Source organism: Calidithermus terrae (assembly GCF_003574345.1).
In the GTDB taxonomy this organism is placed as follows: domain Bacteria; phylum Deinococcota; class Deinococci; order Deinococcales; family Thermaceae; genus Calidithermus; species Calidithermus chliarophilus.
Map to the genome: position 1 here is coordinate 1 of NZ_QXDL01000022.1, position 25,755 is coordinate 25,755.

At 70.0% G+C, this 25,755-nt stretch carries 23 protein-coding genes; 13 read left to right on the plus strand and 10 right to left on the minus strand.

The window, feature by feature from the left end; translation table 11 throughout:
- Positions 1-115: 115 nt before the first annotated feature.
- The 9 genes from Mterra_RS04160 to Mterra_RS04200 all read right to left on the minus strand — a co-directional run bounded on the left by Mterra_RS04160 (position 116) and on the right by Mterra_RS04200 (position 9,099).
- Positions 116-568, minus strand: a complete 453-nt coding sequence (locus tag Mterra_RS04160) for a chemotaxis protein CheW (protein ID WP_170159548.1) — start codon at positions 566-568, stop codon at positions 116-118.
- Positions 565-939, minus strand: a complete 375-nt coding sequence (locus Mterra_RS04165; RefSeq protein WP_119314028.1) for a response regulator — start codon at positions 937-939, stop codon at positions 565-567. Before Mterra_RS04165 ends, Mterra_RS04160 begins: the two co-directional genes overlap by 4 nt.
- A 410-nt stretch (positions 940-1,349) precedes the next feature.
- Positions 1,350-2,960 carry a dynamin family protein gene (locus Mterra_RS04170; protein WP_338025073.1) on the minus strand — a complete coding sequence of 537 codons (1,611 nt, stop codon included), beginning with the start codon at positions 2,958-2,960 and terminating at the stop codon, positions 1,350-1,352.
- Positions 2,961-3,302: 342 nt separating this feature from the next.
- Positions 3,303-5,228 carry an AMP-binding protein gene (locus Mterra_RS04175; RefSeq protein ID WP_119314030.1) on the minus strand — a complete coding sequence of 642 codons (1,926 nt, stop codon included), beginning with the start codon at positions 5,226-5,228 and terminating at the stop codon, positions 3,303-3,305.
- Positions 5,229-5,287: 59 nt separating this feature from the next.
- Entirely contained in the window at positions 5,288-6,160 is an 873-nt protein-coding gene (locus tag Mterra_RS04180; RefSeq protein ID WP_119314031.1) for a serine/threonine-protein kinase, read from the minus strand.
- Positions 6,161-6,216: 56 nt separating this feature from the next.
- The gene (locus Mterra_RS04185) at positions 6,217-6,888 is read right to left on the minus strand and encodes a metal-dependent hydrolase (protein WP_119314032.1); all 672 of its coding nucleotides are present in this window, start codon (positions 6,886-6,888) and stop codon (positions 6,217-6,219) included.
- Positions 6,889-6,991: 103 nt separating this feature from the next.
- Complete coding sequence (locus Mterra_RS04190) at positions 6,992-7,420, minus strand: DUF3809 family protein (protein WP_119314033.1); 429 nt, start codon at positions 7,418-7,420, stop codon at positions 6,992-6,994.
- Positions 7,421-7,441: 21 nt separating this feature from the next.
- Complete coding sequence (locus Mterra_RS04195) at positions 7,442-7,657, minus strand: DUF3248 domain-containing protein (protein WP_119314034.1); 216 nt, start codon at positions 7,655-7,657, stop codon at positions 7,442-7,444.
- A 254-nt stretch (positions 7,658-7,911) separates the two neighbouring features.
- Positions 7,912-9,099 (minus strand): 23S rRNA (cytosine(1962)-C(5))-methyltransferase, encoded by a 1,188-nt coding sequence (locus Mterra_RS04200; RefSeq protein WP_420836689.1) that lies wholly within the window; start codon positions 9,097-9,099, stop codon positions 7,912-7,914.
- Between the two features lie 510 nt (positions 9,100-9,609).
- Between Mterra_RS04200 and Mterra_RS04205 the strand changes: the two genes are divergently transcribed.
- The 13 genes from Mterra_RS04205 (at position 9,610) to Mterra_RS04265 (ending at position 24,696) form a co-directional block, all read left to right on the plus strand.
- Positions 9,610-9,924, plus strand: coding sequence for a V-type ATPase subunit subunit G family protein (locus tag Mterra_RS04205; protein WP_245971526.1), 315 nt, complete (start codon positions 9,610-9,612; stop codon positions 9,922-9,924).
- A gap of 8 nt (positions 9,925-9,932) precedes the next feature.
- Positions 9,933-11,933: a V-type ATP synthase subunit I gene (locus Mterra_RS04210; RefSeq protein WP_119314037.1), complete on the plus strand. Its 2,001-nt coding sequence runs from the start codon at positions 9,933-9,935 to the stop codon at positions 11,931-11,933.
- A gap of 37 nt (positions 11,934-11,970) precedes the next feature.
- Entirely contained in the window at positions 11,971-12,252 is a 282-nt protein-coding gene (locus Mterra_RS04215) for a F0F1 ATP synthase subunit C (protein ID WP_119314038.1), read from the plus strand.
- 87 nt (positions 12,253-12,339) lie between these two features.
- The gene (locus Mterra_RS04220; protein ID WP_119314039.1) at positions 12,340-12,906 is read left to right on the plus strand and encodes a V-type ATP synthase subunit E; all 567 of its coding nucleotides are present in this window, start codon (positions 12,340-12,342) and stop codon (positions 12,904-12,906) included.
- A 2-nt stretch (positions 12,907-12,908) separates the two neighbouring features.
- Complete coding sequence (locus tag Mterra_RS04225) at positions 12,909-13,889, plus strand: V-type ATPase subunit (RefSeq protein WP_119314040.1); 981 nt, start codon at positions 12,909-12,911, stop codon at positions 13,887-13,889.
- Between the two features lie 2 nt (positions 13,890-13,891).
- A complete protein-coding gene (locus Mterra_RS04230) occupies positions 13,892-14,206 on the plus strand; it encodes a V-type ATP synthase subunit F (protein ID WP_218022872.1) in 315 nt (104 codons plus the stop codon).
- Positions 14,207-14,320: 114 nt separating this feature from the next.
- On the plus strand, positions 14,321-16,057 hold the full coding sequence (locus Mterra_RS04235; protein ID WP_119314041.1) for a V-type ATP synthase subunit A: 1,737 nt from the start codon (positions 14,321-14,323) through the stop codon (positions 16,055-16,057).
- 13 nt (positions 16,058-16,070) lie between these two features.
- The gene (locus tag Mterra_RS04240; RefSeq protein ID WP_119314042.1) at positions 16,071-17,471 is read left to right on the plus strand and encodes a V-type ATP synthase subunit B; all 1,401 of its coding nucleotides are present in this window, start codon (positions 16,071-16,073) and stop codon (positions 17,469-17,471) included.
- A gap of 93 nt (positions 17,472-17,564) precedes the next feature.
- On the plus strand, positions 17,565-18,230 hold the full coding sequence (locus tag Mterra_RS04245) for a V-type ATP synthase subunit D (RefSeq protein WP_119314053.1): 666 nt from the start codon (positions 17,565-17,567) through the stop codon (positions 18,228-18,230).
- Between the two features lie 406 nt (positions 18,231-18,636).
- On the plus strand, positions 18,637-19,122 hold the full coding sequence (locus Mterra_RS04250; protein ID WP_051304136.1) for a hypothetical protein: 486 nt from the start codon (positions 18,637-18,639) through the stop codon (positions 19,120-19,122).
- A 202-nt stretch (positions 19,123-19,324) separates the two neighbouring features.
- The gene (locus Mterra_RS23370) at positions 19,325-22,966 is read left to right on the plus strand and encodes a CHAT domain-containing protein (RefSeq protein WP_119314043.1); all 3,642 of its coding nucleotides are present in this window, start codon (positions 19,325-19,327) and stop codon (positions 22,964-22,966) included.
- 3 nt (positions 22,967-22,969) lie between these two features.
- Positions 22,970-24,199: a hypothetical protein gene (locus Mterra_RS04260; RefSeq protein ID WP_147372542.1), complete on the plus strand. Its 1,230-nt coding sequence runs from the start codon at positions 22,970-22,972 to the stop codon at positions 24,197-24,199.
- Complete coding sequence (locus tag Mterra_RS04265) at positions 24,196-24,696, plus strand: DUF4384 domain-containing protein (protein ID WP_119314045.1); 501 nt, start codon at positions 24,196-24,198, stop codon at positions 24,694-24,696. Before Mterra_RS04260 ends, Mterra_RS04265 begins: the two co-directional genes overlap by 4 nt.
- 241 nt (positions 24,697-24,937) lie before the next feature.
- Here the strand turns inward: Mterra_RS04265 and Mterra_RS04270 are convergent, their stop codons facing one another.
- Positions 24,938-25,750, minus strand: a complete 813-nt coding sequence (locus tag Mterra_RS04270; RefSeq protein WP_119314046.1) for a hypothetical protein — start codon at positions 25,748-25,750, stop codon at positions 24,938-24,940.
- Positions 25,751-25,755 lie beyond the last annotated feature (5 nt).

A 25,755-nucleotide genomic window follows, 5' to 3' on the forward strand; every position in this document is an offset into this window, starting at 1 on the left:
GCATACGACGCTCCTGTTCAGGCCCTTTGGCCGGAGGGGGCGACGGCCCGGGTCGGGGCCGCCGGCGTGGGGTCGTGCGGGGAACGGGTAGGGATCATGCGACTCTCCTCGGGGTCTACTCGAAGGAACGGCTCCAGTCCGTCGCCGAGGCCAGCAGGCCCCGGATGTCCGCCATGAGCGACTCGGGGTTGAGCACGCGGGCGGTGCGGCCCTGGAAGCTCACCTCGCCCAGGTAGAGCCCGGAAGCCCCCGGGCGCAGGCTCTGGAGCGGGGAAAGCCCCAGGAATTCGTCGATCACGAAACCCAGCACCTGTTTGCCGTAGCGCATGACCACCGCGCTCCCCCCGGTCGCCCCCGGCTGGCGCGCGAGGCCCAGCACCCCCTTGAGGTCGAAGAGGGGCAGGATGCGCCCGCGCAGGTTGACCATGCCCAGCAGGGCCGGCGGGGCCAGGGGGATGGGGGTGAGCCGCTCCACCTCGAGCACCTCCTGAAGGTGGGTGACCTCCAAGGCGTACAGGTCGTTGGCCAGGCGGAAGAACCCGGCCTGACGGACCTGGGTCTTGCTCACGACCAGTCACTCCCGCTCAACAGCCCCTTGACCGCCTGCTTGAGCGAGTCGGGGGTGTAGGGCTTGGTCAGGTAGCCGTTGGCCCCCTGCCGCTTGCCCCACTCGATGTCGGTGGGCTCGCCCTTGGAGCTGATCACCAGCACCGGCAGGTTCTTGGTGTTCTCGTTGCGGCGCAGCCCCCGCAGCACCTCGTAGCCGTTGCGGCCGGGCATCACCACGTCCAGGAGTACGAGGTCGGGCTTCTCGGCCTCGATGCGGGCCTCGACGTTCTCGCTGCCCTGCACGAGCACGACCCGGTGGTCGCTGGCGAGGATGCTTTCGATGAGCTTGAGGTCGGCGAGGGAGTCGTCCACTGCGATGAGTTTGGCCATAACTGGGGTTCCTCCTGTGGGAAACTGCACGCCCGGGCGGATCAGCGTATGGAGTGCGTGACTCGAGATCACCCGGCGTGATCACTCCAGATGTTAGGAGCGTGAAGGGGGCATCCCTGTGATGAATGCACAGAGCAACTTGGAATCCCGGTGGACGAGATCGGCTCTCGTGCTGCTGGGGCCCCTACGGGTGCGATGGCAGCCCGTTAAGTCCTCCGGCTCCCTCCGTAGATTGTGCCACAACTTCCCTTATGTATGAGCGAAGTATAAAGATAAACCGGGTATAGATTTGGCCGAGCGGGGACCGGGAGGGGCCTCCGCTCCCGGGGGGCGCTGCCGCCCTCCGCCACGGGGGTAACCCCGGCCCGGTCAGCCCGGCCCGGACGGCAGCGGGCTGACCGGATCCGGTATCAGCGGGCCAGCTCTTCGCGCAGCGCCGCGGCCTGTTGCCGGAGGGCGTTCAGGCGGTCGATCTGGGCCTGGAGGCTGTCGCGGGAGGCCTCCAGCCGCAGGCAGGGCTGGCGGTAGAGGGCGGTGAACTGCTCCTGCGTGCGCTCGAGCTCGACCTCGAGCGCCTCGTTGAGGGCTTTTTGCAGCTCGGAGCGCAGCACCCCCAGCCGCTCGCGCAGCTTGGCCTTGGCCGCGTCCTTGCGGCGCGGCAGGATCGAGAAGCCCAGCACCGCCACCAGCAGCCCGGCGAAGATGCCCATGAGGTCGAGGAGGAGCTTCTGGAAGACGAGCACCAGCAAGCCGCCCAGCCCCACCGCGCTCACCTCGACCAGCGCGGTGTGCTGCAGCGCCTCCTGGATGTGGTCCTTCAGGGCCAGCGCCTCGCGCTCGGGGACGAAGGAGCGCAGCGCGGCCTCGAGGTTGCCCGCGATGGCCTGCTGCTCGCCCGGGCTCTTGGCGCCCTGCAGGCCGGGGGCGTCGCGCAGGAGGTGCAAGGCGTCCTCCAGCAGCTCCCGGTCGCGCTTCGCCAGCCAGCCCAGCGCCTGCATCACCCCGCGCTCGACGTCCTGGTTGGCGTTCTTCACCACCTCGTCGAGGAAGCTCTGCTTGATCTTGGCGCTGCGGATGAGGTCGAAGAAGCGGCCCAGCCGTACCGTCTCGTCGAGCCAGGCCTCCCCGCGCTCCCGCACCGCCTCCACCACCTGCGTCACCAGCGCCACCTGCCCGGCGAAGTCGCGGCGGGTGCGCTCGGCGTGGCGGCGGGCGAGCTGGTCGAGGTCCGAGCAGGTGGCGAGCTGCTTCTTGATGCCCTGGAGCTCGCTCTCCAGCTCGGGCGCGGCCACCTCGGCCAGCCGCACGAGCACCCCCAGCGGCGAGCCCAGCTTGAGCGCGGCGGCCTCCTCCTTGAGCACCTGCCGGATGTGGGCCTCGAGCGCCGCCACCCCGCTCGCCTCGCGCTCTCCCGCCTTAGCCTGCCGCGCCGACACCCCGAAGACCTGCACGCGCCGTCCCAGGGTCTGCTCGCTCCCCTTGCGCACGAACTCGAGCACCTGCTCGCGCTCGGGCGGGGTGAGCAGGTCGGTCTTGTTGACCACCAGCACGATCTTCTTGCCCCAGGCCCGGATGAGCTTCAAGAACTCCGACTCGCTGTGGGTGTAGGCCCGGTCGGCGCTGGTGACGAAGAGGATCAGGTCGGCGCGGGGCAGGAAGCGCTCGGTGAGCACCTGGTGCTGCGCCAGGATGGCGTTGGTGCCGGGGGTGTCCACGAGCCGCAGGTCCTGGAGGATGGGGTTGGGCAGGTAGAGGTGCGCGAGCTCGGGGCCCTGCGGCTCGTAGCGCGGCTCGAGCGCGTACCCGATGAGCTGGATGCGGTCGGTGGTCGGGGTCACGCCCTCCTTGAGCAGTTCGCTGCCCAGAAGGGCGTTCAAAAGGCTGCTCTTGCCGCTGTTGAACTCCCCCGCCACCACCAGGAGGAAGGGGCCCTCGAGGTCGAGCAGCGCCTGGCGCAGCGGGGCGACGTCGAGGGAGGTCCGGGCCAGGGCCTCGAGGCCCTGAGCCACCAAATCCCGCACTTTGTGAGCAATCTGTTGCGTTCGCGAATCGAGCATAGCGACGGGGCTCCGAGGGCCAGTATAGGCCACGCGGATGAGGGTTCGGCGTTGGGGGGATGTCGATGGTCGATAGCCGAACGCGGGTCGTGCGTCGTACGTCGTACGTCGTACGCGAGACGCGAGACGCAAGACGCGTGTCCTACGTCCTACGTCGTACGCAGGACGCCTTGTCACCCCCCTTAGCAAGGGGGGCTAGGGGGGATAAACCCTCCCCGCGGGCGGGGAGGGCCAGGGAGGGGGAACCGCGAGACACAGGCCTTTGCTGACGGCGGATGGCTGACGGCTGACGGCTTACTGCTTTCCCTAACCCATTCCCCGGATTGCCTCCACCGCCTGCGGGTTCTCCAGCGCCGAGAGGTCGCCGGGGTTTTGGCCCAGGAAGGCGGCGCGGATGACGCGGCGCATGACCTTAGCGTTGCGGGTCTTGGGGAGGTCGGCGACGAAGAGCAGTTTTTCGGGCTTGAGGGCCTTGCCCATGCGCTGCACGATCTGGTCGGTGATGGCTTTTTCCAGCTCTGCGCCGGGGCTGTGGCCGGGCTTGAGCACCACGAAGACCACCACGGTCTCGCCCTTGACCTCGTGGGGGACGCCGATGGCGGCGGCCTCCTTGACGGCGGGGTGTTCCACGGCGGCGCTCTCGTACTCGGCGGGGCCCACGCGCTTGCCCGCGACCTTGAGGGTGTCGTCGCTGCGGCCCTGGATGGTCCAGTGGCCCTCCTCGTCCACCACGGCCCAGTCGCCGTGGACCCAGACGCCCTCGAAGCGGTTCCAGTAGGTGTTCAGGTAGCGCTCGGGGGCGTTCCAGAAGCCTTTGGTCTGGCCCGGCCAGGGGCCCAGCACCGCCAGCTCGCCCACCTCCCCGACCACCGGCTTCCCCTCCGCGTCGAGCACGGCGGCGCGGATGCCGGGCACGGCGGTGTTGAAGCCCATGGGCTTGATGGGCTTGAAGGGCACGCAGCCCAGGATGCCCCCGCCGATCTCGGTGCCGCCGGAGTAGTTGATGATGGGCACGCGGCCCTGGCCCACGGTGTGGAAGAACCAGAGGTAGGGCTCGAGGTTCCACGGCTCGCCGGTCGAGCCCAGCATCCGCAGGGAGGAGAGGTCGTGGCGCCGCACCGGCTCCTCGCCGAAGGGCACCAGCGCGCGCACCAGGGTGGGGGAGATGCCCAGGTGGGTGACGCGGTGGCGTTCGACCAGGGCCCACAGCCGGCCCGCGTCGGGGAAGTCGGGGGCCCCCTCGTACAGCAGCACGGTGTTGCCCAGGGTCAGGGCGCCCAGGATGGCCCACGGGCCCATCATCCAGCCCATGTCGGTGAACCAGAACAGCACCTCGCCCTCGCGCAGGTCGAAGCAGTGGGCCATGTCCTGCGCGGCCTTGAGCGGGAAGCCCGCGTGGTAATGGACGGTGCCCTTGGGCTTGCCGGTGGTGCCGGAGGTGTAGATGAGCATGAAGGGGTCCATGCTGCCCATCGGCGCGTACTCGGCTTCCTCGGGCTGGCCGTTCACCGCCTGGTCCCAGGCCACCTCGCGCCCCTCCAGCGGCGTCTGCCCGAAGCGCCGCACCACCAACAGCCGCTCCACGCTGGGCGATAGCGCGGCCGCTTCGCGGGCGGCCTCCAGCAGCCGCACCCTCGAGCCCCGGCGGTAGAAGCCGTCGGCGGTGACGATCAGCCGGGCCTCGGCGTCGCCCAAGCGGGTGGCGGCGGCGTCGGCCCCGTAGCCGGAGAACACCGGGACGAAGACGGCGCCGACGCGGGCGACGGCCAGCGCGGCGACGGCGGTCTCGGGGATCATGGGCAGGAAGATGCCTACCCGGTCGCCCCGCCCGACCCCCAGCGCCTCGAGCGCGTTGGCGGCCTGGGCCACGCGGGCCTCGAGCTCGCCGTAGGACAGGCGGATCACCTGCCCGTCCTCGCCCTCCCAGATCAGGGCGATCGCGTCGGGCTTGGCCCGGGCGTGGCGGCCCACGGCATTGTAGGCCAGGTTGAGCTCCCCGCCCACGAACCACTGCGGCCACTGGGGGCCCTGCGAGGTGTCGAGCACGCGGGTGTAGGGCCGGAACCACTCGAGCCCCATCTGCCGGAAGGTGGCCTCGAAGAAGGCCTCGGGCTGCTCGACGCTGTAGCGGTACAGCTCCTCGTAGCTGCCCAGGCCCAGCCGCCGCATAAGGGCCTCGAGGTGCGAGCCACGGGTGTACGCCTCGGTAGGGTGCCAGACCGGTTGTGTCATGGCCCAAGTTTATCGGCCCCCCGGCAGGGGGGATCAACGCTTGTAGCTACACCGCGGGCTCAGGAGCGGCGGCGGAACAGGGCGCGCAGCCCCTTGGGCTTCTCCTTCTCCTCGCTCTGGGCCGGCGGGGGCTGGTCGGGGGAGGCCAGCACCTGCAGGAACTGCGGGATGCTCCAGCGCTGCTTGGGGTCCTTCGCCAGCAGGTTGCGCAGGGCCTGGTCGAGGCGGCGCGGCAGCGAGGTGGGGGGCGGGGCGAGGTGCAGGTGGGCGTGGGTCACGTCGTCGAGGGTCTCGGCGCGGAAGGGGCGCTTGCCGGTGAGCAGCTCGTACGCCAGCACGCCGAAGGAGTAGGTGTCGGAGGCCTCGGTGGCCTCCTCGCCCGCGAAGAGCTCGGGGGCCATGTAGAAGGGGCTGCCGGCGCGCTCGAGCGGCCGCGGGTTGCTGCGGCTCTTGGCGACGCCCAGGTCCCCGAGCTTGAAGTCGGGGCCCTTGAGGTAGATGTTGGAGGGCTTGATGTCCTGGTGGATGATCCCGCGCTGGTGCAAGAACAGCACCACCTGCCCGATCTGCTGCAGCCCCCGCACCGCGTCGGGGAAGGCCAGGGGGGCCTTGCTGATGCGGTCCTCGAGGCTGCCCTCGGGGAAGTACTCCAGCGCCAGGAAAGCCCCGTCCCCGGTGGGGCGGCCCGCCAGGCCGCGCACGAGGTGGGGGTGCACCAGGCTGATCGACAGCGAGACCTCCTGGGCGAAGCGCTCGCGCATCTGCGGGTTCTCCCGCACCTCGCGGCGCGGGATCTTCAGGGCCACGTTGACGCCGTTGGGCGCCTTCGCCAGGTAGACCTGGGCGGTCTGGCCCAACCCCAGCAGCATCTCCAGCCGGAAGTCCTTGCGGGTCAGGCGCGAGTAATCGATGTTCCCGTCATTCAGCGGCATAATCCCCCGGAAATTCGGATCGCCCTCAGCTTAACCGGCCCGGCGTTACCACCCCGTTACAGCCTGCGGCTCTCGCCTGGCTCCAGCGCCACCCCCCCGACCCCCAGCAGCCCGGCGCGGGCCACGAAGGCCGCCCCGTCCTGGGCGATGGGCGGGAAGGTGTTGTAGTGGATGGGCATGACCTCCTTCGGCCGCAGCAGCTCGAGCGCCTTGAGCGCGTCGTCGGGACCCATGGTCCAGTTGTCGCCGATGGGCAGGAGGGCCAGGTCGAGGCCCATCTCGCCGATGAGCCGCATGTCGCTGAAGAGCGCGGTGTCGCCGGCGTGGTAGACGCGCTTGCCGCCGAACTCCAGCACCACGCCCATGGGCATTCCGCCGTAGGTGCCGTCGGGGAAGGACGAGGAGTGCCAGGCCGGGGTCCACTTGAGCCACCCTCCGTCAAACCTGTACGTCCCGCCGATGTTCATGGATTGCGCCTGCGCCCCGTGCCGCTGGGCGTAGGCCGCGATCTCGGCGGTGGAGACGACCAACCCGCCCTTCTTGGCCAGCAGGGCGGCGTCGCCCCAGTGGTCGCCGTGGGCGTGGGTGACGAGGATCAGGTCGGCCTCGAGCTCCTCGGCCGAGACGGTGGCCTTGGGGTTGCCCGTGATGAACGGGTCGATCACGACGCGGGTGGTCCCGTCGCTCAAGTAGACCGCAGAGTGACCGATGTACCGGAGTTCTAGCATGACGTCTCACCCCCCGTGCGGCGGCCCTCGTTCTGTGGGCAGTTCATCCACAACAGTATAAAGCCCGCGGCAGGGGCCTAGGGTTATAAATCTGTTCACCGCCTCACGGTTGGAGCTGGTTGAGCGCACGGCTGAGGGTGCGCTCGAAGGCGGCCTCGGCCATGCGCCGCAGGGCCTTGCCTCCCCACTTGTCGGCGGGGGGGACCTCGGCGTGCAGCCGCACCGTGATGCGGTAGTGCAGGTTCTCGCCCTCCACCCGCCCCTCCCCGGCGATCTCGGCCCAGTAGTCGGGGATGGGGGAGGGGAGGACGGGCTCGAGCTGCGCCGTCCCGATGCCCAGGACCAGCTCGCTCTCGAAGGGGAAGCGCAACTGCCCCAGCAGCGGCACGTCGGCCGCCAGCGCCCCCCGCAGCCGCAGGCCCTCGCGGGTCATGGCCTCGAAGGGGGGGCGCCCGCCGAAAACCTTCTCGGGCGCGTGCAGCAAAGCCTCGTCGCCGGGGATGGTCAGCTCGAAAGTGCGTTCGATGTTCATGGGCTTCTTGGGCGCCGCGGGTCAGTCCACCCACTCCACCCGCACCTGCCCGGCCTTCACCAGCGCCTCCATGTCCTCGTCGGTGGCGTTGCGGAGCCGGGGGTACAGGGCGAAATTGCTGGCCGAGCGGGCCAATCCCACCCGCACCACGATCACGTCCTCGGTCTCGGCCTTGCCGATGCGCCATACCAGGTTGTTGCCCAGGCGCTCGAGCAGGTCTTCCATCGCGCTATCCATCGCGTCCAGTGTGGGGGTTGGGGAGGGGGAGGTCAAGGGTGGGGATGTCGAGAGCCGATGGCTGATGGCCCAACGCGGGTCGTACGTCTTACGTCGTATGCAAAACGCCAAACGCCAAACGCAAAACGCAAAACGCAAGGCGTACGACGTAAGACGTACGACGTAAGACACCTTGGCCCTCGACGCCGGGGGGAAGGCCAGGGAGGGGCAGCCACAAGCCACGAGCCACAGGCCTCCTAAACCCAATTCGCCCCTCAGTCCCTCACTTCCAGCAGCGCGAATTTGAGGTAATGCGTCTCCGGGACGCCCAGCAGGATTGGGTGGTCCCAGCCTTGGCCGCGGCGCTCGAGCACGCGCAGGGAGCGGTGGGCGTCGGCGGCGGCTTCGGCCAGGACCTCGTAGAACAGCGGCTCGGTGAGGTGGTGGCTGCAGGAGGCGGTCGCGAGGATGCCGCCTTCGCGCAGCAGCTTGATGGCCCGCAGGTTGACCTCCTTGTACGCGGCGTAGGCCCGCTCGAGGTCGCGCTTGCTCTTGGCGAAGGCGGGCGGGTCGAGCACGATGAGGTCGTACTTGTGCCCCGCCTTCTCCTCCTGGCGCAGGAACTCGAAGGCGTTGGCCTCGACGGTGGCGAGCTCGAGGCCGTTGTGCCGGGCGTTGTCCTGGGCGCGGGCCAGCGCGTCGGCCGAGCTGTCCACCGCCGTCACCGAGCGGAAGCCCTGGGCGAGGTGCAGGGCGAAGGAGCCGTGGTAGCTGAACACGTCGAGGGCCCGCTCCCCGCCGAAGCCGCGCAGCCGCAGCCGGTTGTCGCGCTGGTCGAGGAAGGCCCCGGTCTTCTGCCCGCTCAGGAGGTCCACGCGGTACTGCACGGGCCCTTCCTGCACCCACACCCCCTCGGGCACGCTGCCGAAGAGGGGCCTGACCTCGAGCCCCAGCCCCTCGAGCGTGCGGGTGCGCTGGTCGTTCCTCGCCAGCACGCTCTGCACGGGGAGCCGCTCGATCAATCTCTCCACGACGCGCGGCAGCAGGGGCTCGAGCGCCGCCGAGCCCGACTGCAGCACCACGTGCCCGGCGTAATAGTCGAGCACCAGCGCCGGCAGGCCGTCGCCCTCGGCGTGCACGAGGCGGAACCCGCCGCCGGGCTCGGCCTCCACGCTCGCTTTGCGCAGCGCCAGGGCCCGCTCGAGGTTGTCGAGCAGGCTCCGCTCGGCGTCGTCGGTCGGGCGATAGCGGAACGCCCGCACCGCGATCTCCGAGGCCGGGTTCCAGGCCGCCCAGGCCAACAGCCCCTTAGGCCCATAGACCGGGTACAGCCCGGCCTGCTCGGGCCCCTCGAGCACGTCCGAGCGATACACCCAAGGGTGACGGGCCAGCAAGCGGCTGGCCCCACGGGAGGAAACACGAACCTTCACCGGGGCAGTGTACGTCAAAAGACCGGTCGGCATGTCGTGTTAGGAACTCAGCAAGCTTCAAGCCCTCAGCCCTCAGCGTGCGGCCCGTGGCCCATGGCTTGTCGAGGGTTGAGGGTCTAGGGTCGAGGGCCAAAGCCTCCCGTGTTTGGCGTCTTGCGTTTTGCGTACGACGCAGGACGTACGACGCACGACCCGCGTCTCGCGTTCGACGCCCGACCCACGCCCGGCGCCCATCTACCGACCGCAATTCCCGATGATGTAACAATTGTTACGCTAAAAACACCGCAGACTGGTCGTGATGAAAGCCACAAGCTCTGCAGGCTCGCCGTGGGGTAAAATCGCCCGGGCTCCGCCGTGGAGGGCTGTCCCGGCGCGACCAGGGCAGCGCTCTCATCGCTCTCAGGAGGTCTCAGAATTCCGCCGTGGGCTATAGGGCTAAAAGCGCTGCCGTAGGGTATGCTATGCACCGTTGACGCCCCTTTTCATAAACCGCTACAATGCTGCGGGCGTTTACATGAGCCTTATTTCACGAAAGGAGGGAAAGTGGCTGGCCTAGGACTAATTAAAGACCTCGCCGAGCGGGAGCAGGCGCTCGCCAGGCAGCTCGAGGAGGCTAAACAAGCGGCGCAGGCCAAGATCAAGGAAGCCGAAGCCCAAGCGGCCCAGATCGTGGCCCAGGCCCAGGATGCCGTGCGCGAGCTCGAAGGCCGCATGAGAGCCCAGACCGCCGAGGCGGTGGCGCGGCTCGAGGCCGAGGCCAAGGCGCGCGCCGAGGCCGAGGCGCAGAGCATCGCGCAAGCGGCCGAGGCCCGCATCGAAGGCGCGGTGAAGCTGGTGCTGGGGGAGGTCCTCCCTTGATCGCACCGATGGAAAAACTGGTTGTGGCCGGGCCGCGTCGCCTGGCCCGTTCGCTGCTGGCCGAGCTCCAGCACGCCGGGGTGGTGCACATCGACCCCCTGCGCCCCGCCGAGCTCGGCGAGTTCCGCCTCACCCCGCAGGAGGAGAGCGAGCTCAAGCGCTGGGAGGCCATCGCCTCCGGCGCCGACCGCACCCTCGCCGTGCTGGGCGCGGTCCCGGCAGCCAATACCGCCTTCTCCGGCAGCCTCGAGGAGGCCGAGGCCCAGGTCAAGCCCTGGGTCGAGCGGGCCGACGTGCTCGGCCGGGAGCGCGGGGCGCTGGAGGAAGAGCTCCAGACCATCCAGCTCTTCGGCGCCGCCGCGCAGGCCCTCGCCGGGCTCACCCACGGCATCGACCAGAGCCCGCGCTTCGGCGTGATCCCCTTCCTGGTGGGCAAGGCCGAGGAACTCGGCCCCGTGCGGGCCGCCCTCGAGGCCGCCCTGCAGGACCGCTTCCTCCTCGACTCCGCCCCCATGGACAAGCAGGTCGCCGCGGTGGTGGTGGTCAAGCGGCAGGAGCTCGAGGCCGCCCGCAGCGCGCTCTCGCGCCTGGGCCTGGCCGAGCTTCGCTTCCCCGGCGCCTACGCCAGCCTGCCCCTCACGCAGGTGGCCCGCCGCATGCGCGAGCGCGAGAAGATCGCGCCCGAGGAGCTCGCGGGCGTGCGTGAGGAGATCGCCAAGCTGGGCCGCGAGTCCCTGGCCCCGCTGCAAGCCCTCCTCACCCGCGCGCGCGACGAGGTGCTGCGCTACAAAACCGCCACCGACCTCGCCGCCGGCAAGTACGGCATGGCCCTGATGGGCTGGGTGCCCCAGGACGCCAAGCCCAAGGTCGAGGAGGCGCTGAGCAAGCTGCGCGACCAGATCGTCTACACCTTCGAGCCCGTCGACGAGCACCACGAGGCCGACCAGGTGCCGGTGACCCTCAAGAACCCGGCCTGGGCCAAGCCTTTCGAGCTCCTGCACGGCTTCCTCAACACCCCCAAGTACGGCTCCTACGACCCCACCCTCAACATCGCCCTCTTCTTCCCGCTCTTCTTCGGCATGGTGGTGGGCGACATCGGCATGGCGCTGTTCTTCGGCTACCTGGCCTGGTTCTTCGGCAGCCGGGCCCGCCAGGGCAAGGGCGTGCTGATCCCGCTGGTCAACGCCCTCATCACCCCGCCGGTGGGCCGCGACATCTCCAAGCTGCTCACCTGGATGGCGGTCTCGGCCGGCGTCTGGGGCTTCCTCTACGGCGAGTTCTTCGGCACGCTGTTCGAGCGGCTCAAGCTGCCCGGCCTCAACGGCGGCACGCTGTTCTACCCCAACGACGGCGAGCACCACGGCATCTTCCCGATCCTGCTCAACCGCCTCGACGTGGCCGAGACCTCGACCCTCCTGATCGTGGTCTCCCTGGCGCTGGGCATTCTCCAGCTCTTCTACGCCTTCGGCCTGCGGGCGTACATGGGCTTCAAGCACCACCACGCCTCGCACATGTGGGAAGGCATCGGCTACCTCGCCGGCCTCACCGGCATCGTGGCCTTCGCCTACACCTTCCTCACCGGCGTGGGGGCCCCCATCACCACCTTCATCCTCATCGCCGGCCTCGCGGTCTTCGCGGTGGCGATGTTCCAGGTCGCCCGCAGCCTGGGGGCCATCATGGGCTACTTGGTGATGCCCATCGAGCTGCTGGGCAAGGGCGGCCAGATCCTCAGCTACATCCGTATCTACGCGGTGGGCCTGGCGGGGGCGGTGCTGTACAAGCTCGCCAACGACGCGGGCTTCGCCATGGCCGACCAGCTCGGGCCCATCGGCATCGTCATCGGCTTCCTGGTGGGGGCGATCATGTTCGTCTTAATCACCCTGATCACCATCATGGGGCACGTGCTCCAGCCGATCCGTTTGCTGTGGATCGAGTTCGGCAACAACTACGGGTTCTTCGACGAGGTGGGCCGGGCTTACCGTCCCTTCAAGTCGGTTCGTGACCAATAAGTTCATCTTGCGCACAAGCGCGAAAAGGAGTGACGTGATGCTGAAGAAAGTTCTCTCGATCATCGGTGTGGCGCTCTTGGCTGTGGCTTTCGCTGCTGAGGAAGGGGTCGCTGCGGCCTCGTCCTTCGCCGCCATCGGCAAGGGCCTGGCCCTGGGCCTGGGCGCCTTGGGCACCGGCGTAGCCCAGTCGGCCATCGGCGCCGCGGCGCTGGGGGCCGTGGCCGAGGACCGCCGCAACTTCGGTACCGCGCTGATCTTCTTCCTGCTGCCCGAGACGCTGGTGATCTTCGGCTTCGTGGGCCTGTTCCTCATCAGCTAGGTGCGCGTGGCCCATGGCGCGGTGCGCGGGGCGTGCGGCCCACGGGCCGCACCGTCTGCCCCGGGCCATGGGCGAAGGAGTTGAGACATGTCGAAACTTGAGGACATCCTCCAACAGGAAGTTCTCGCCGAGATCGCCGAGGTCACCAAGGCCGCCGAGACCCGGGCCGCCGAGATCGTCCGGGCTGCCCAGGAGCAGGCCGAGGCCCTCAAGGCCAACCGGCAAAAGCAGTTGGAGGCCGAGCACGCGGCCGCCGTGCGGCGGGCCGAGAGCGCGGGCGAGCTGGTGCTCAACCAGGCCCGCATCCAGGCCCGGGGCCGGGTGATCGACCGGGTGCGCGCCGAGGCCACCAAGGCCCTGGCCGACCTCCAGGCTCAGGCCAACTACGGCGACGTCCTGGTCACGCTGGCCGAGGAGGCCCTGCGGGGCCTGGGCCAGGCCGAGGCGCTGGTGGTCAACCCCGCCGACGCGCCCAAGATCGAAGCCTGGGCCAAGGGCAAGGGCCTCGAGCTGCGCACCGACCCCGGCCTGCGCTACGGCGTGCGCCTGGTGGCTGCCGGCGGCAAGAGCATGGTGCAAAACAGCTTGGCCGAGCGCCTCGAGCGCGCCTGGGACTCCCTTTCGGCCAAGGCCGCGAAAGCGATCTGGGGGTAGGCATGGCGGCTGGCTACGCCTACCTCAACGCCCGCGTGCGCTCCCGGCGCAGCCAGTTGGTGGGCGAGGGCTTCTTCCAGCAGGCCCTGAGCGCCTCCTTCTCCGACTTCGTGCGGCTGCTGGGCGAGACCGTCTACGGCCCTGACCTCAAGGGCAGCAGCCTAGCCGACGTGGACCGGGCCGTGTCGGGCCACTTCGGCCGCACCGTGGGCGACCTGCCGGGCCTGGTGACGGGCGAGCTGCGCGAGGTCGTGAGCCTGCCGCTGCTGCGGGCCGACCTGGTCAACCTCAAGGCCATCCTGCGCGGCAAGATGACCGGCAAGAGCGCCGAGGAGATCAAGGCCACGCTGGTGGGGGGCACCTTGCCCGAGGCCCTGGTCAACAGCATGCTCCAGGCCTCCGACGCCGCGAGCGTCGCCCAGATCCTGCAACTGCCCGGCAACCCGCTGGCCCGCGCGCTGCGCAACGCGGTGCAGGGCAGCCCCGACCTGCTGGCTCTGGAGGTGGCCCTCGACCGCGAGTTCTTCGCCGCGGCGCTGGCCAAGGCCAAGAAGCTGCGCGAGCGCTTCCTGGCCTCCTACTTCGCCCTCGAGGTTGACGCTACCAACCTGGCGACGGCCTTCAAGCTGCAGGCGTTGGGCGCCCCGGCCAACCTCGAGGCCTACTTCATCCCCGGCGGCACCCACCTCTCCATAACCGCCTTCGGCCGCGTCGCGCAGGGCGACTTCGCCGCGATGGACACCCTCAACGCGACCCCGCTGGCCCCCGCGGCCTCGGCCCGCACCCTGGGCGAACTCGAGCGCGCGCTGCGCAAGGTCCTGCGCGAGAAGGCCCACCAGGGCAGCCTCGACAGCCTGGGCCCCGGCCTGGCGCTCGACTACATCCGCACCAAGGAGTGGGAGGCCGCCCGCATCCGCCTGCTGGCGCGCCGGGCTTACTACAACCTCCCCGCCGACGCGGTGGAGAAGGAGGTGATGGCGTGAAGATCGGAGTGCTGACCGACGCCGAGACCGCCTCCGGCTACCGCTTAGCCGGCCTGGAAGCGGTGACCTCGAGCAAGGAGGAGGCCGCCCGCAAGCTCGCCGAGATGGTGCAGTCGAACGCCTACGCCCTGATCGCCGTGGACGAGAGCCTGCTGCCCGACCCCAACCGGGCGGTCGAGCGCATCATGCGCGGCCGCAGCACCCCGGTGCTGCTGTCGCTGCCCAACCTGCTCGAGGCCTTCAGCGGCGGCGGCGACGCCAAGCTCTACATGCGCCAACTGGTGCGGCAGACCATCGGGTTTGACATCAAGCTCTAGCGGGTCGATGGCCGATGGCCGATAGTCCGTTGCCAATCCGTCAGGCTATAGACTATTGACTACCGACCACCGACGATCTGTAAAGGCAAGACTCCACCGACAAGGAGGAACACAGTGGGAGTCATCAAGAAAATCGCAGGTCCAGCGGTGATCGCCGAGGGGCTCGAGGGCGCGAAGATGTACGACATCGTGCGCGTCGGCAACGAGAAGCTCGTGGGCGAGATCATCCGCCTGGACGGCAACGAATGCTTCATCCAGGTCTACGAGGACACCAACGGCCTGCAGGTGGGCGAGCCCGTGGTCTCGACCCAACTGCCCCTGGCGCTCGAGCTGGGGCCGGGCCTGCTCAACGGGATCTTCGACGGCATCCTGCGCCCGCTGGACAAGATCCAGGAGGTCTCGGGCATCTACATCTCGCGCGGCATCGAGGTCAGCTCGCTCGACCGCACCAAGAAGTGGAGCTTCACCCCCATGAAGCGGGTGGGCGACAGCGTGCAGGGCGGCGACGTCCTGGGCACCGTGCCCGAGTTCAGCTTCACCCACAAGATCCTGGTGCCCCCGGACAAGGCCGGCCGCATCACCAGCATCGTGGGGCCCGGTGAGTACACCATCGACGACACCATCGCCGAGCTCGAGGACGGCACCAAGCTGCGCCTGGCCCACTTCTGGCCGGTGCGCAAGCCGCGCCCCTTCACCCGCAAGCTCGACCCCAACGAGCCCTTCCTCACCGGCATGCGCATCCTCGACGTGCTCTTCCCGCTCGCCGCGGGCGGCACGGCGGCCATTCCCGGCCCCTTCGGCTCGGGCAAGACCGTCACCCAGCAGTCCATCGCCAAGTTCGGCGACGCCAACATCGTCGTCTACGTCGGCTGCGGCGAGCGCGGCAACGAGATGACCGACGTGCTGGTGGAGTTCCCCGAGCTCGAGGACCCCCAGACCGGGCGCCCGCTGATGGAGCGCACCATCCTCATCGCCAACACCTCCAACATGCCCGTGGCCGCCCGTGAGGCCTCGCTCTACACCGGCATCACCATCGCCGAGTACTTCCGCGACCAGGGCTACAAGGTCTCGCTGATGGCCGACTCCACCAGCCGCTGGGCCGAGGCGCTGCGCGAGATCGCCTCGCGCCTGGAGGAGATGCCGGCCGAAGAAGGCTACCCGCCCTACCTCTCCTCGCGCCTGTCGAGCTTCTACGAGCGCTCGGGCAAGGTGACGACCCTGGCCGGGGAGACCGGCGCGGTGTCGGTGATCGGCGCGGTGAGCCCGGCGGGCGGTGACTTCTCCGAGCCCGTCACCCAGTCCACCCTGCGCATCACCGGCGGCTTCTGGGCCCTCGACGCCCAGCTCGCGCGCGCCCGCCACTTCCCCGCGATCAACTGGGCCCGCTCCTACAGCCTCTTCCTGGGGATCCTCGAGCCCTGGTACCGCCAGAACGTGGCCCCCGACTACCCCGAGGTGCGCGGCCAGATCATCACCATGCTCCAGCGCGAGGCCGAGCTGCAGCAGGTGGTCCAGCTCGTGGGCCCCGACGCCCTGCAAGACGCCGAACGCCTGAGCCTGGAGATCGGCCGCATCGCCCGCGAGGACTTCCTGCAGCAGAACGGCTACGACCCCGTCGATGCCTCGTGCTCGATGGCCAAGGCCTACGGCATGATGCAGATGATCATCGCGCTGTACAAGCAAGGGGAGGCCGCCCTGGCCCGTGGCGCCACCATCGCCGACTTCCTGGGCGACCCCATCATCGAGAAGATGGGCCGCGCCCGCTACGTGCCCGAGGCCGACTTCCCCGCCTATAAGGCCGAGTTCGACGCCCAGGTTCAGCACGCCTTCCTGGGCAGCGTCAAGGCTTGAGGAGGTGTGGTAGATGCTTAAGAGAGAATACACCGCCGTCACCTACGTCTCGGGCCCGCTTTTGTTCCTCGAAGGGGCCAAGGACCTGGCCTACGGCGCGATCGTCAACATCGACGACGGCACCGGCCGCGTGCGCGGCGGCCAGGTGATCGAAGTCTCCGACCAGTACACCGTGCTCCAGGTCTTCGAGGAGACCTCGGGGCTCAACCTCGAGCGCACCACCGTCTCCCTCGTCGAGGACGTGGCGCGCCTTGGCGTGAGCAAGGAGATGGTGGGCCGCGCCTTCAACGGCATCGGCCGCCCCATCGACGGCCTGCCCCCCGTGGTGGCCGAGAAACGGCTGCCCATCAACGGCGCGCCCATCAACCCGGTGTCCCGCGAGAAGCCCGAGGAGTTCATCCAGACCGGCGTCAGCGCCATCGACGTCAACATGACGCTGGTGCGCGGGCAGAAGCTGCCCATCTTCTCCGGCTCGGGCCTGCCCCACAACGAGCTCGCCGCCCAGATCGCCCGCCAGGCCAAGGTGCTCGGCGAGGGCGAGGGCTTCGCGGTGGTCTTCGCCGCGATGGGCATCACCCAGCGCGAGGTGAGCTACTTCCTGCAGGAGTTCGAGCGCACGGGCGCCCTGAGCCGCTCGGTGCTGTTCCTCAACAAGGCCGACGACCCCACCGTCGAGCGCCTGCTCACCCCCCGCATGGCCCTCACCGCCGCCGAGTACCTCGCCTTCGAGCACGACTACCACGTGCTGGTCATCCTCACCGACATGACCAACTACTGCGAGGCGCTGCGCGAGATCGGCGGGGCCCGCGAGGAGATCCCCGGCCGCCGCGGCTACCCCGGTTACATGTACACCGACCTGGCCTCGCTCTACGAGCGCGCCGGCGTGGTGCACGGCAAGAAGGGCTCGGTCACCCAGATCCCCATCCTCTCGATGCCCGGTGACGACATCACCCACCCCATCCCCGACCTCACCGGCTACATCACCGAGGGCCAGATCTTCATCGCCCGCGACCTGGCGCAGCAGGGCATCTTCCCGCCCATCAACGTGCAGCCCAGCCTCTCGCGGCTGATGAACAACGGCATCGGCAAGGGCAAGACCCGCGCCGACCACAAGGAACTCGCCGACCAGCTCTTCTCCAGCTACGCCCGCGGCATCAACCTGCGCCGCCTGGTCGCCATCACCGGTGAGGACGCCCTGACCGAGATGGACAAGAAGTACCTGCGCTTCGCGGACAACTTCGAGAAGAAGTTCATCAACCAGGGCCAGCAGGAGCGTTCCATCGAGGAGAGCCTCAACATCGGCTGGGCCCTCCTGGCCGACTTCCCCGCCTCCGAGCTCAAGCGCATCCGCAAGGACTACATCGACCAGTTCCACCAGAAGACGGGCAAGCTGGAAGAGTTGGTGGGAGCGTAGGGATGCCGCCGAACGCCACACGCTGAACGCCGAACGCCAGAACCCAAGGCGTTAGGCGTTTGGCGTCGGGCGTTGGGCGCACCGGAGGTGCACATGGCTGAACAAGTCTCACCCACACGATCGACGCTCCTGGCCAAGCGCGACCAGCGCCGCCTGGCCCTGCAGGGTGCGGACCTGCTCAAGAACAAGCGCGACGCGCTCATCGGCGAGTTCTTCGCCCTGGTGCAGGACTCGCTCAAGGCCCGCGAGGCCCTGAACAAGGCGGCCAAGGACGCCTACTTCAGCCTGCTCATCGCCAAGGCCTTCGACACCCCTGAGGCGGTGGAGTCGCTCTCCGGCGCTCCGGTGAGCGTGCACATGGAGGTCGAGAGCCTCTACGGCGTGAAGGTGCCCCGCATCAGCGCCCCCGAGGGCAGCGGCGGGCTGGCCTTCAGCCCCATCGGCGTGGGCTCCAAGACCCTCGAGGCCGCCGGCGCCTTCCGCGCCCTGGCCGAGGCGGTCGTCGAGGTCGCCAACACCGAGAACCGCCTGCGCCGCATCGGCGAGGAGATCAAGAAGACCAACCGGCGCGTCAACGCGCTCGAGCAGATCTCCATCCCCGAGATCAACGAGCAGATCAAGTTCATCTCCGACACCCTCGACCAGCGCGCGCTGGAGGAAGTGACCACCCTCAAGCGCATCAAGGCCAAGCTCGAGCAGCGCGAAGCCCAGGAGCAGGGCATCGTTTCGGCGCGGCTCGAGAAGGGCGCGGGTCTGTAGGCCGGAGCAGACGCGAAGCCCCGCACCTGCGGGGCTTTTTTTCGTGCCCACCCGGCAGGTAGCCTCCCAGACCGTCCCATACCGGGTTCAAAAAGATAATCATCCAAACCAAAGACCCCCGGGGGCTATCTTTTTGGGCCCCAGGGCACACCCCTCCCTGACGGCCGGCGAAGCAAGCGTCTCCCTCCCGAGGGGCGGTATCGCCCTCCGCTACGCGGATAACTTCGGCCGCCCCGCCTTGGCGGGGCGGCGTCACCGAACGGTGACGAACTGACCGAATCGGGTATCAATAGCCGTCCATCACGAGACATTAAGGCCTCGATGCCCGAATATGAGCCTTCCTTAAAGCTAAAAGTCTTTCACACGGGTGAAAGAAAGCGTTAGAATGCCGCCTGGAGGAAAACTCATGAGAAAATTCGCTGTCCTGGCCCTGTTTGTACTCCTCTTCAGCATGGCTTCGGCCCAACGCAACTGGATCGGGGTATCCTCACCCAGCTTCTTCGGCCTGCCGAGCGGTACTGGTGCGGGCTTGAGCTTGGTGCCCGGCTTCAGCCTCGGCCTGTCCGGGATCGTGGGCTTCGAGCGCCTGATCGGCGCGCTTGACCTGCGCGCTGCCGCCTCGCTGAGCATCAGCGGCGGGAGCTTCGGCATGACCCTGGGTGCGGACGTGCTCTACCCCCTCAACGCGACCGGTGACACCGTCTATTTCGGCGGTGGCCCCTTCCTGTTCCTGGGTGGTGGCAGCGCCGGGTTCGCCCTCCAGGGGGCAGTAGGCTATGAGAGCTTCGTGGCCCGCAACTGGAGCTGGTTTGTCGAACTGAACCCGCTCTTCGAATTCAGCTCCAGCACTTTCGCCCTGACCGGCAAATTCGGCATCAACGTCTACCTGTAACCCCCGGCGTGGCCCCGGCTGAACCGGGGACCACCCCCCACGGCGGCGCGGGCGCGCCCCCGCGTAACGCCGAAGTAACGAAGCTGGCCTACACTGGTCCTCGAGGAACCCCTCGAGGACCGTCTCTTGCTGTCTCCCCCTGCGCCCTTTGGCCGGTCGGCTCGTGCTCGAGGCCGCCGCAGCGGCGGGGAGGCCCGCAACGATGGGAGAAGGGGACTACCAGGACCTCATACTGCGCGTGGGGCTCGAACCCCAGGGGCAGCACCGGCTCAGCCTGACCGGGGGCGAGGGCGGGGCCACCGCCGAGGTGCGGGTGGCGGCCCCGGGCGACGCCGAGCCCTGGCTGCAGCGGGCGCAACAGGCCCAAAGCCTCGACGACCTGGGCCGCCTGGGGCGAGAACTTTACGGCCTGCTGTTCCCGGCCGGGCTGGGGGAGCTGTTGCGGCAGCACCTCGAGCGCCTGGGCAGCAGCGGCCGGCTGCGGCTGCAACTGCGCCTGCCGCCGGACTGGGCGGCCCTGCCCTGGGAGTACCTCTGCCTCGACGGGCCGGAGTACGCCGGCGACGCCGGCTTCCTGGCGCTCGACCCCAGGGTCTCGCTGGTGCGGATGAGCCCCCAGCAGGGCGAGCTTAGCACCCTCGAGGAGGCGCTCGAGCACGCCCCGCGCCAGCGCAGGGTGCTGGTGGCTCTGGCCTCGCCCGCCGAGGGGGGGTGGGAGGAGCTCGACCTCGAGCGCGAGCTCGGCCACGTCGAGCAGGCGCTCTCGGAGGTGTGGGGCTACGGCCTCGAGCCCCTGCGCCAGCCCAGCCTCGAGGCGCTCGAGCGCGAGCTCGAGGCCCCTGCCGACGTGCTGCACTTCGCGGGGCACGGCGATTTCCGCGACGACGCGGGCTACGTGGTGCTGGTGGGCCCCCAGGGCCAGCCCCAGCCGGTGCAGGCCCGCGCCCTCGCCCTGACCCTGCGCCACCGCAAGGTCCGGCTCGTGGTGCTCAGCGCCTGCCACAGCGCCCGCCCGGCCCGGCGCTACCCCTGGGGCGGGGTGGCGGCCGGGCTGGCCGGGGCGGGCGTGCCCGCGGTGGTCGCGATGCAGTCGGTGTTCTCCGACGCCGCGGCCCTGACCTTCAGCCGGGAGCTCTACGCCAGCCTGGCCGAGGGCCGTGTGCTCGACGAGGCCCTGACCCAGGCCCGGCGGGCCCTGTACCGTGCCCACGCCACCCACGAGGGCGTGCGGCCGGGCGAGTGGGGGGTGCCGGTGCTGCACCTGGCCCTCGCCCGCAGCCTGAGGCTCGAGGTCCCCGGCGGGGTGGTCCTGCACGAGCTGGCGGCGGGCGAGTACGTGGCCTACGCCCGCGAGCCCGTGAGGGACGGGGAGGGGGCCGCCCGCTGGCAGGCCCTGCTGCCGCCGAAGGCGCTGCCCTACAAGCGGCTCTCGCCCTACGGCCTGCGCGACCGGGTGCTCTTCGCCGGGCGGGAGCGCGAGGCGGCGGAGCTGCTCGAGCTGCTGCGCCAGCGGCCCGCGGTGCTCCTGCAGGGCGGCGAGGGCGTGGGCAAGACCTCGCTGGCCGCGGCCGGGGTCGCCCCCGTGTTCGTGGACGAGGGCTGGGCGGTGCTGCAGGTGCAGAACTACATGGAGAGCCGCCAGGGCCTGCGCGACCTGCTGGCCGAGGCCGCCCGGCAGGCCGGGTTGCCCTTCGAGGGGGAGCAGCCCGCGCAGTGGGCCCAGTCCCTGCAGGCTTGGGAGCAGAAGGGCCTCCTGGTGATCTTCGACCAGCTCGAGCGGCTGCTGGAGGCGCCGCGGGAGCGCCGCGAGAGCTTCTGGCACGGGCTGCGGGAGGGGCTGGCGGCGGCGCCGGAGCGGCTGCGGGTGCTGCTGGTGGCCCGGCAGTCGGAGCTCGAGCCCCTGCGCCAGGGGGTGCCCGACGAACTGCTGGCCCACGGCTACGCGCTCGAGCCGCTGGAGCTCGAGGCGGCCCGGCAGGCCCTGCGGGCCCCGCTCGAGCTCGAGCCCTTTTCCCGCGTCGCCCTCGACGGGCGGAGCTTCCAGGAGGCCTTGCTCGAGGACCTCGACGCCCTCAGCCCCGCGACCCCCGGCCACGTCATGCCCGCCGACTTGCAGGTGGTGGCCTACCGGCTCTACCAGGCGGCCCTGGGAAGCGAGGACCGGCGCATGGGGGCCGAGCTGTACCGGCAACTCGGCGGGGCCGAGACCATCCGGGCAGGCTTCGTGGGCCAGATGCTCGAGGAGTACGGCCTCGAGCGCGAGCCGGTCCAGCGGCTGCTGCGCCGCCTGGCCGCCCAGCCGGTGCAGCACTGGCTCGGCCGCGAGCAATTGCTGGCCGGCGAAGCCGCCGAGGAATTGCTCGAGTCGCTGATCCGGCGGGCCGTGCTGGCCCAGCGCCGCACCGCCCAGGGCTACGAGTACGCCTTCGCCAGCCCGGCGGTGCGGCGGGCGGTGCGGCGTTACCTGAGCCGGGTGGCCGGGGAGGGCTTCGACGTGGACGTGCAGGAGACCCTCGAGCGCGTCTGGGAGGCCTGGCTCAACCAGCCCGACTACCTGCCGGGCCCCCGGCAACTGCGCTACCTGGCCGCCGAGGGGCGCGAGCTCGCCTACACCCCCGAGCAGGCCCTGCTGCTGCTGCGCGCCGCGGTGGCCCACGACGAGAACCCGGCCCCCTGGGTGGAGGTGTTGCGCCAGGGGCAGGGCCCGGCCCTGCTGGCGGCCCTCGAGCAGCCCGCCGCCCCCGCCGACCGGCTCGAGCAGGCCCGCAAGGTGCTCCAGCTCCCCGCCCGCTACAGCCGCACCCTGAGCCAGGCGGCGGTGAGCGAGCGGCGGATGATCGCCCGCTACACCGCGGCCATGGCCCTGCAGGTGCCCTACCCCCAGCAGGCCGTGCTGCTGGGGAGGCTCGAGGAGGCGCTCGACGAGCTCAAGGGCTGGTGGCGTCAGCTCTGGCGGCGGGCCGAGCTGCGCGGCCTGCTGGCCGACGCCGACCCCGAGTTCGAGCGGCAGAACGCCAAGCTGCGCCCCGACGTCCAGCTCGCCATCTGGTACTGGCGCGTCAAGCGCCGCCTCTTCCGCGACCGCCGGCCACTGCTGTGGCTGGTGCTGGGCGGGGCACTGGGCGCGGCCGTGGCTCTGGCCCTGCTGCGGGTGCTGACCGGCTTCCCCAACAACACGCTGAGGCTGGGCGGCATCGTGGGGCTGGTGGGCTACTTCGGGGCCATCGTGGGGGCGCTGGGCGTGCTGGGGCTGGCGCTGGGGCGGGTGCTGCAGCTTCAGCCCCTCCTGCCCCGCTCCCCGCCCACCCGCGCGCAGGGCTTCTGGCTGGTGGGGCTGGGGGCGATGGGCTTCGCGCTCGGCCAGGCGGTGGTAAGCGTCTTCAGCGGGCTGCCCATGGAGCGGCTGGGCCAGACCCTGGCCCTGAGCGGCCTGGCCGGGCTGGGCCTGAGCGTGAGCCTGTGGCCCTTCCTGCCGGGGGCAGGGCCGGGCTGGCGGGCCGGGCTGCTGCGCTGGCTGCCGCCCGTGCTGGCGTTCGTGGCCGCCCAGTGGCTGTACCTGGACCGGCCGGGCGGCCTCGAGCCCTACCCCTGCGGCAACGCCTTGGTCCAGGTGCAGACCCCGGGCACCCAGGCCCTGCCGCTGGTCTTTACCCCCAGCGACGCCTACGTGACCTGGGCCAAGGAGCTCTGCCAGGTGCGGCTCTACGCCCTGCTGCGCCGGCCCGACGGCCTGTCGCTGCTCGACGCGGGGCTCGTGGGCCTGGCCCTGGCCGCCGGGCTGCACCTGAGCCTGCGCCGGGCCTGGCCCAGGGCCTCGAGGGGCCGGCCCAGGGAAGGGAGGTAAGGCATGCTGCGCGTCGTGATCGGAGCAGTCGCGGGGTTGGGGATGGCCTTTGCCGTCGTACCGCCCGCCCCCGCGTGCACGCCCCGCCTGTGGGCGGGGGTGGAGAACGTGAGCGTGTCCCCGGGGCTGTTGCGGGTGCCCTCGCTGATGAAGCTCGAGCGCGACAACGTGTTCTTCTCCACCAGCCTCGACTTCAGCCAGCCCCTGCTCCGGGCGGGGGACGAGTTCAAGGACTTCCGCCCGCTGGTCCAGGGCAGCCGCGTCGCCACCGACGAGCGGGGCGAGGCCGCCATCAAGCTCGACAGCCCCCAGTGCCGCAGCGCCGCCGGGCAGGAGAGCGTGATCTTCTTGTTCCAGTCCAGCGGCCTGACCCTGAGCTCGTGCCGCAAGGAGAGCCAGGGCAACTTCGCCTGCGTGAGCGGGGGCAGCGCGGCCTTCCGCAACAGTTGCAGCAACCTCATCGTCGAGACCCCCAGCGCCCAGGTGCAGCTCGAGGGCACCTGGGTCGCCCTCACCTACCTGCCCGAGCGCCAGCTCAGCCTGCTGCAGGTCTACGAGGGCAGCACCCTCGCCCGGCGGGTCGAGGACTTCGACAACCAGACCCTGGGTGCCGCGACCCGCGTGAGCAAGGGGCAGTTCTGGTTCAGCATGCCCCCCTTCGTCGCCGGGAGCGTCGCCGGCCTGAGCCCCGGCGTCAGCTACCCCCTCACCGAGCTGCCCAAGCTCGTCGAGGCGCTCGACCTCCAGCCCTGGATGAACCGCATCCTCGAGCGGGCCGCCGACGACAAGCTCGTCGAACGCCCTCCCCGCGCCGACCCCTGGGTCGCGGCGGGGTTGCTGGCGGTGTTCGCCGCCCTCGTCATCGCCGACCAGGCCGAGGAAGCGCCCAAGCCCGACCTGCTCATCCGCTCGGTCGAGCTGCGCGACCAGGCGACCACCGGGGCCGGGGCCACGCTGTTCTTCCGGCTGGTGGCCTACAACCAGGGGAACGCCGCCGCGCGGCTGCGGGAGGTGCGGGTCGAGTCGCTCAGCGGGCGCACTCCGGCCGCGCTCCGGGCCCAGAGCAGCCTGCGGGGCGAGGCCGAGGTCGCGGCCAGGGCCGCGCTCGAGCTGACCGTGGCCGTGCACCTCCCCGAGGGCTTAGGCCTGCCCGTCCGCTTCACCCTGGTCTCGCCCAACGACGCCGACCCCGGCAACAACAGCCGCGTCTACCGGACAGGAGGGGTGGAATGAGGGTGCTAGCGATCGTCCTGGCATTGGTGGCGGCCGGCTGCGGCCCCAGCGTGGTCACCGTGCGCTCCGGCGACTTAGGCACCTGGTTCAAAGGGCAGTACGGCCTCGAGCTCACCCAGGTCATCAAGCGTTTCGAGCCGGGGAAGGGGGCCGGCGCCGCCTACCGGGTGGGCGAGGCGGTGCGCTTCGTGCTCAACCTCGACCGCCAGGGCCACGTGGCGGTGATCAGCCTGGACCTCGACGCCCAGAGCACCCCCCGCCTGCTGGGGCGCTACTTCCTGGCCGCCGGGGACCAGGTGCTCCCCCCGCCCGGCGGCCCCAGCGAGTACCGCCTCAGCCCGCCCGCCGGCTGGCAGCGCGTCCGGGTGATCTTCACCGACCGCCAGGGCCCCAGCGCCCTGAGCGCCCGCGACGGCGACGCGGCGACGGCGGCCTACATCCGCTCGAGCGGTGCGACGGTGTTCGACGTTGCCGAGACGTATTTGGTGATCCGCTGAGAGTGGCCGATGGCCGGGCGCTGGGGAGGGTCGTACGTCCTACGTCGTACGCAAGACGCAAAACGCAAGACGCAAAACGCGAAACGCTAAACGCGGCTCGTACGTCGTACGTCCTGCGTCGTACGCGAGATGCAGCCCCCCTTGGCAAGGGGGGCTGGGGGGGATATTCCTTCCCCGCCGCCGGGGAGGGGTAAACCACGAGCCACTAGCCTCCCGCTGACGGCTTGCGGCTTCTTCGCTGTCATCCCTCTTGGCCCAGGTTTTCCCAATCCATGGCCTGTCCGTCGGGTAGGGCTGCCTTCTGCTTGCTGGGGGAGAATTCCGCGAACCACTGCTTGAAGCCGGGCTCGAGGCCTACGAGCACCTTGTGCACGGTGGAGCGCTTGAGGGGGGCGGCCTCGAGCAGCCCCCTGAGCAGTCGGTCGGCGTGTTTCTCGGCCAGCTCGGCGGCGAGGGTGGTGAAGCGGCCCTGGAACCAGAGCTGGTCGGCGAAGCCTGGTTTTTTGCGCTCGTAGCTGCCGAGCTGGGGGTTGGTGGGGGTGAGGTGGGTCAGGGTGCGGCCCCAGGCCCTCGCCAGGCGGAAGAAGTCGGGGTTGGTGCGGGAGAGGGCCAGCAGCCACAGGTAGTTGGCGAGGAACTCGTCCACCCAGCGCACCCGGGTGCGCAGGCCCCAGGCCACCGCCACCGCGTGGGCGTACTCGTGGCCCAGGTTGAGGTCGAGGAATTCCTCGACCTTTCCCGGCATCCCGGCCTGCTTGGCCGCCGGGAGCAGCGCCTCGCGCAGGCGCCACAGCAGCCGCTCCGGGTAGCGGGCGGGGAGAAACACGAACAGCCCCCCGCTGGGGCTGGTTCGCTGGAAGGCGAAGCCGTAGGGGTTGCGGGCCCGCGCGTTCCAGTCCTCGAGGTTGAGCACCATCAGGTGGATGCTGGGGATGGGCCGGTAGACCTCGAGCGCCGAGCGCAGCTCGAGCAAGTACCCCTGCATGGCCCTGGCCCTGAGCACCGAGCCCTCTGAGGCTTGTGTGGGGAGGTCGGGGTGGGGGAGGGCCTGCACAGGGG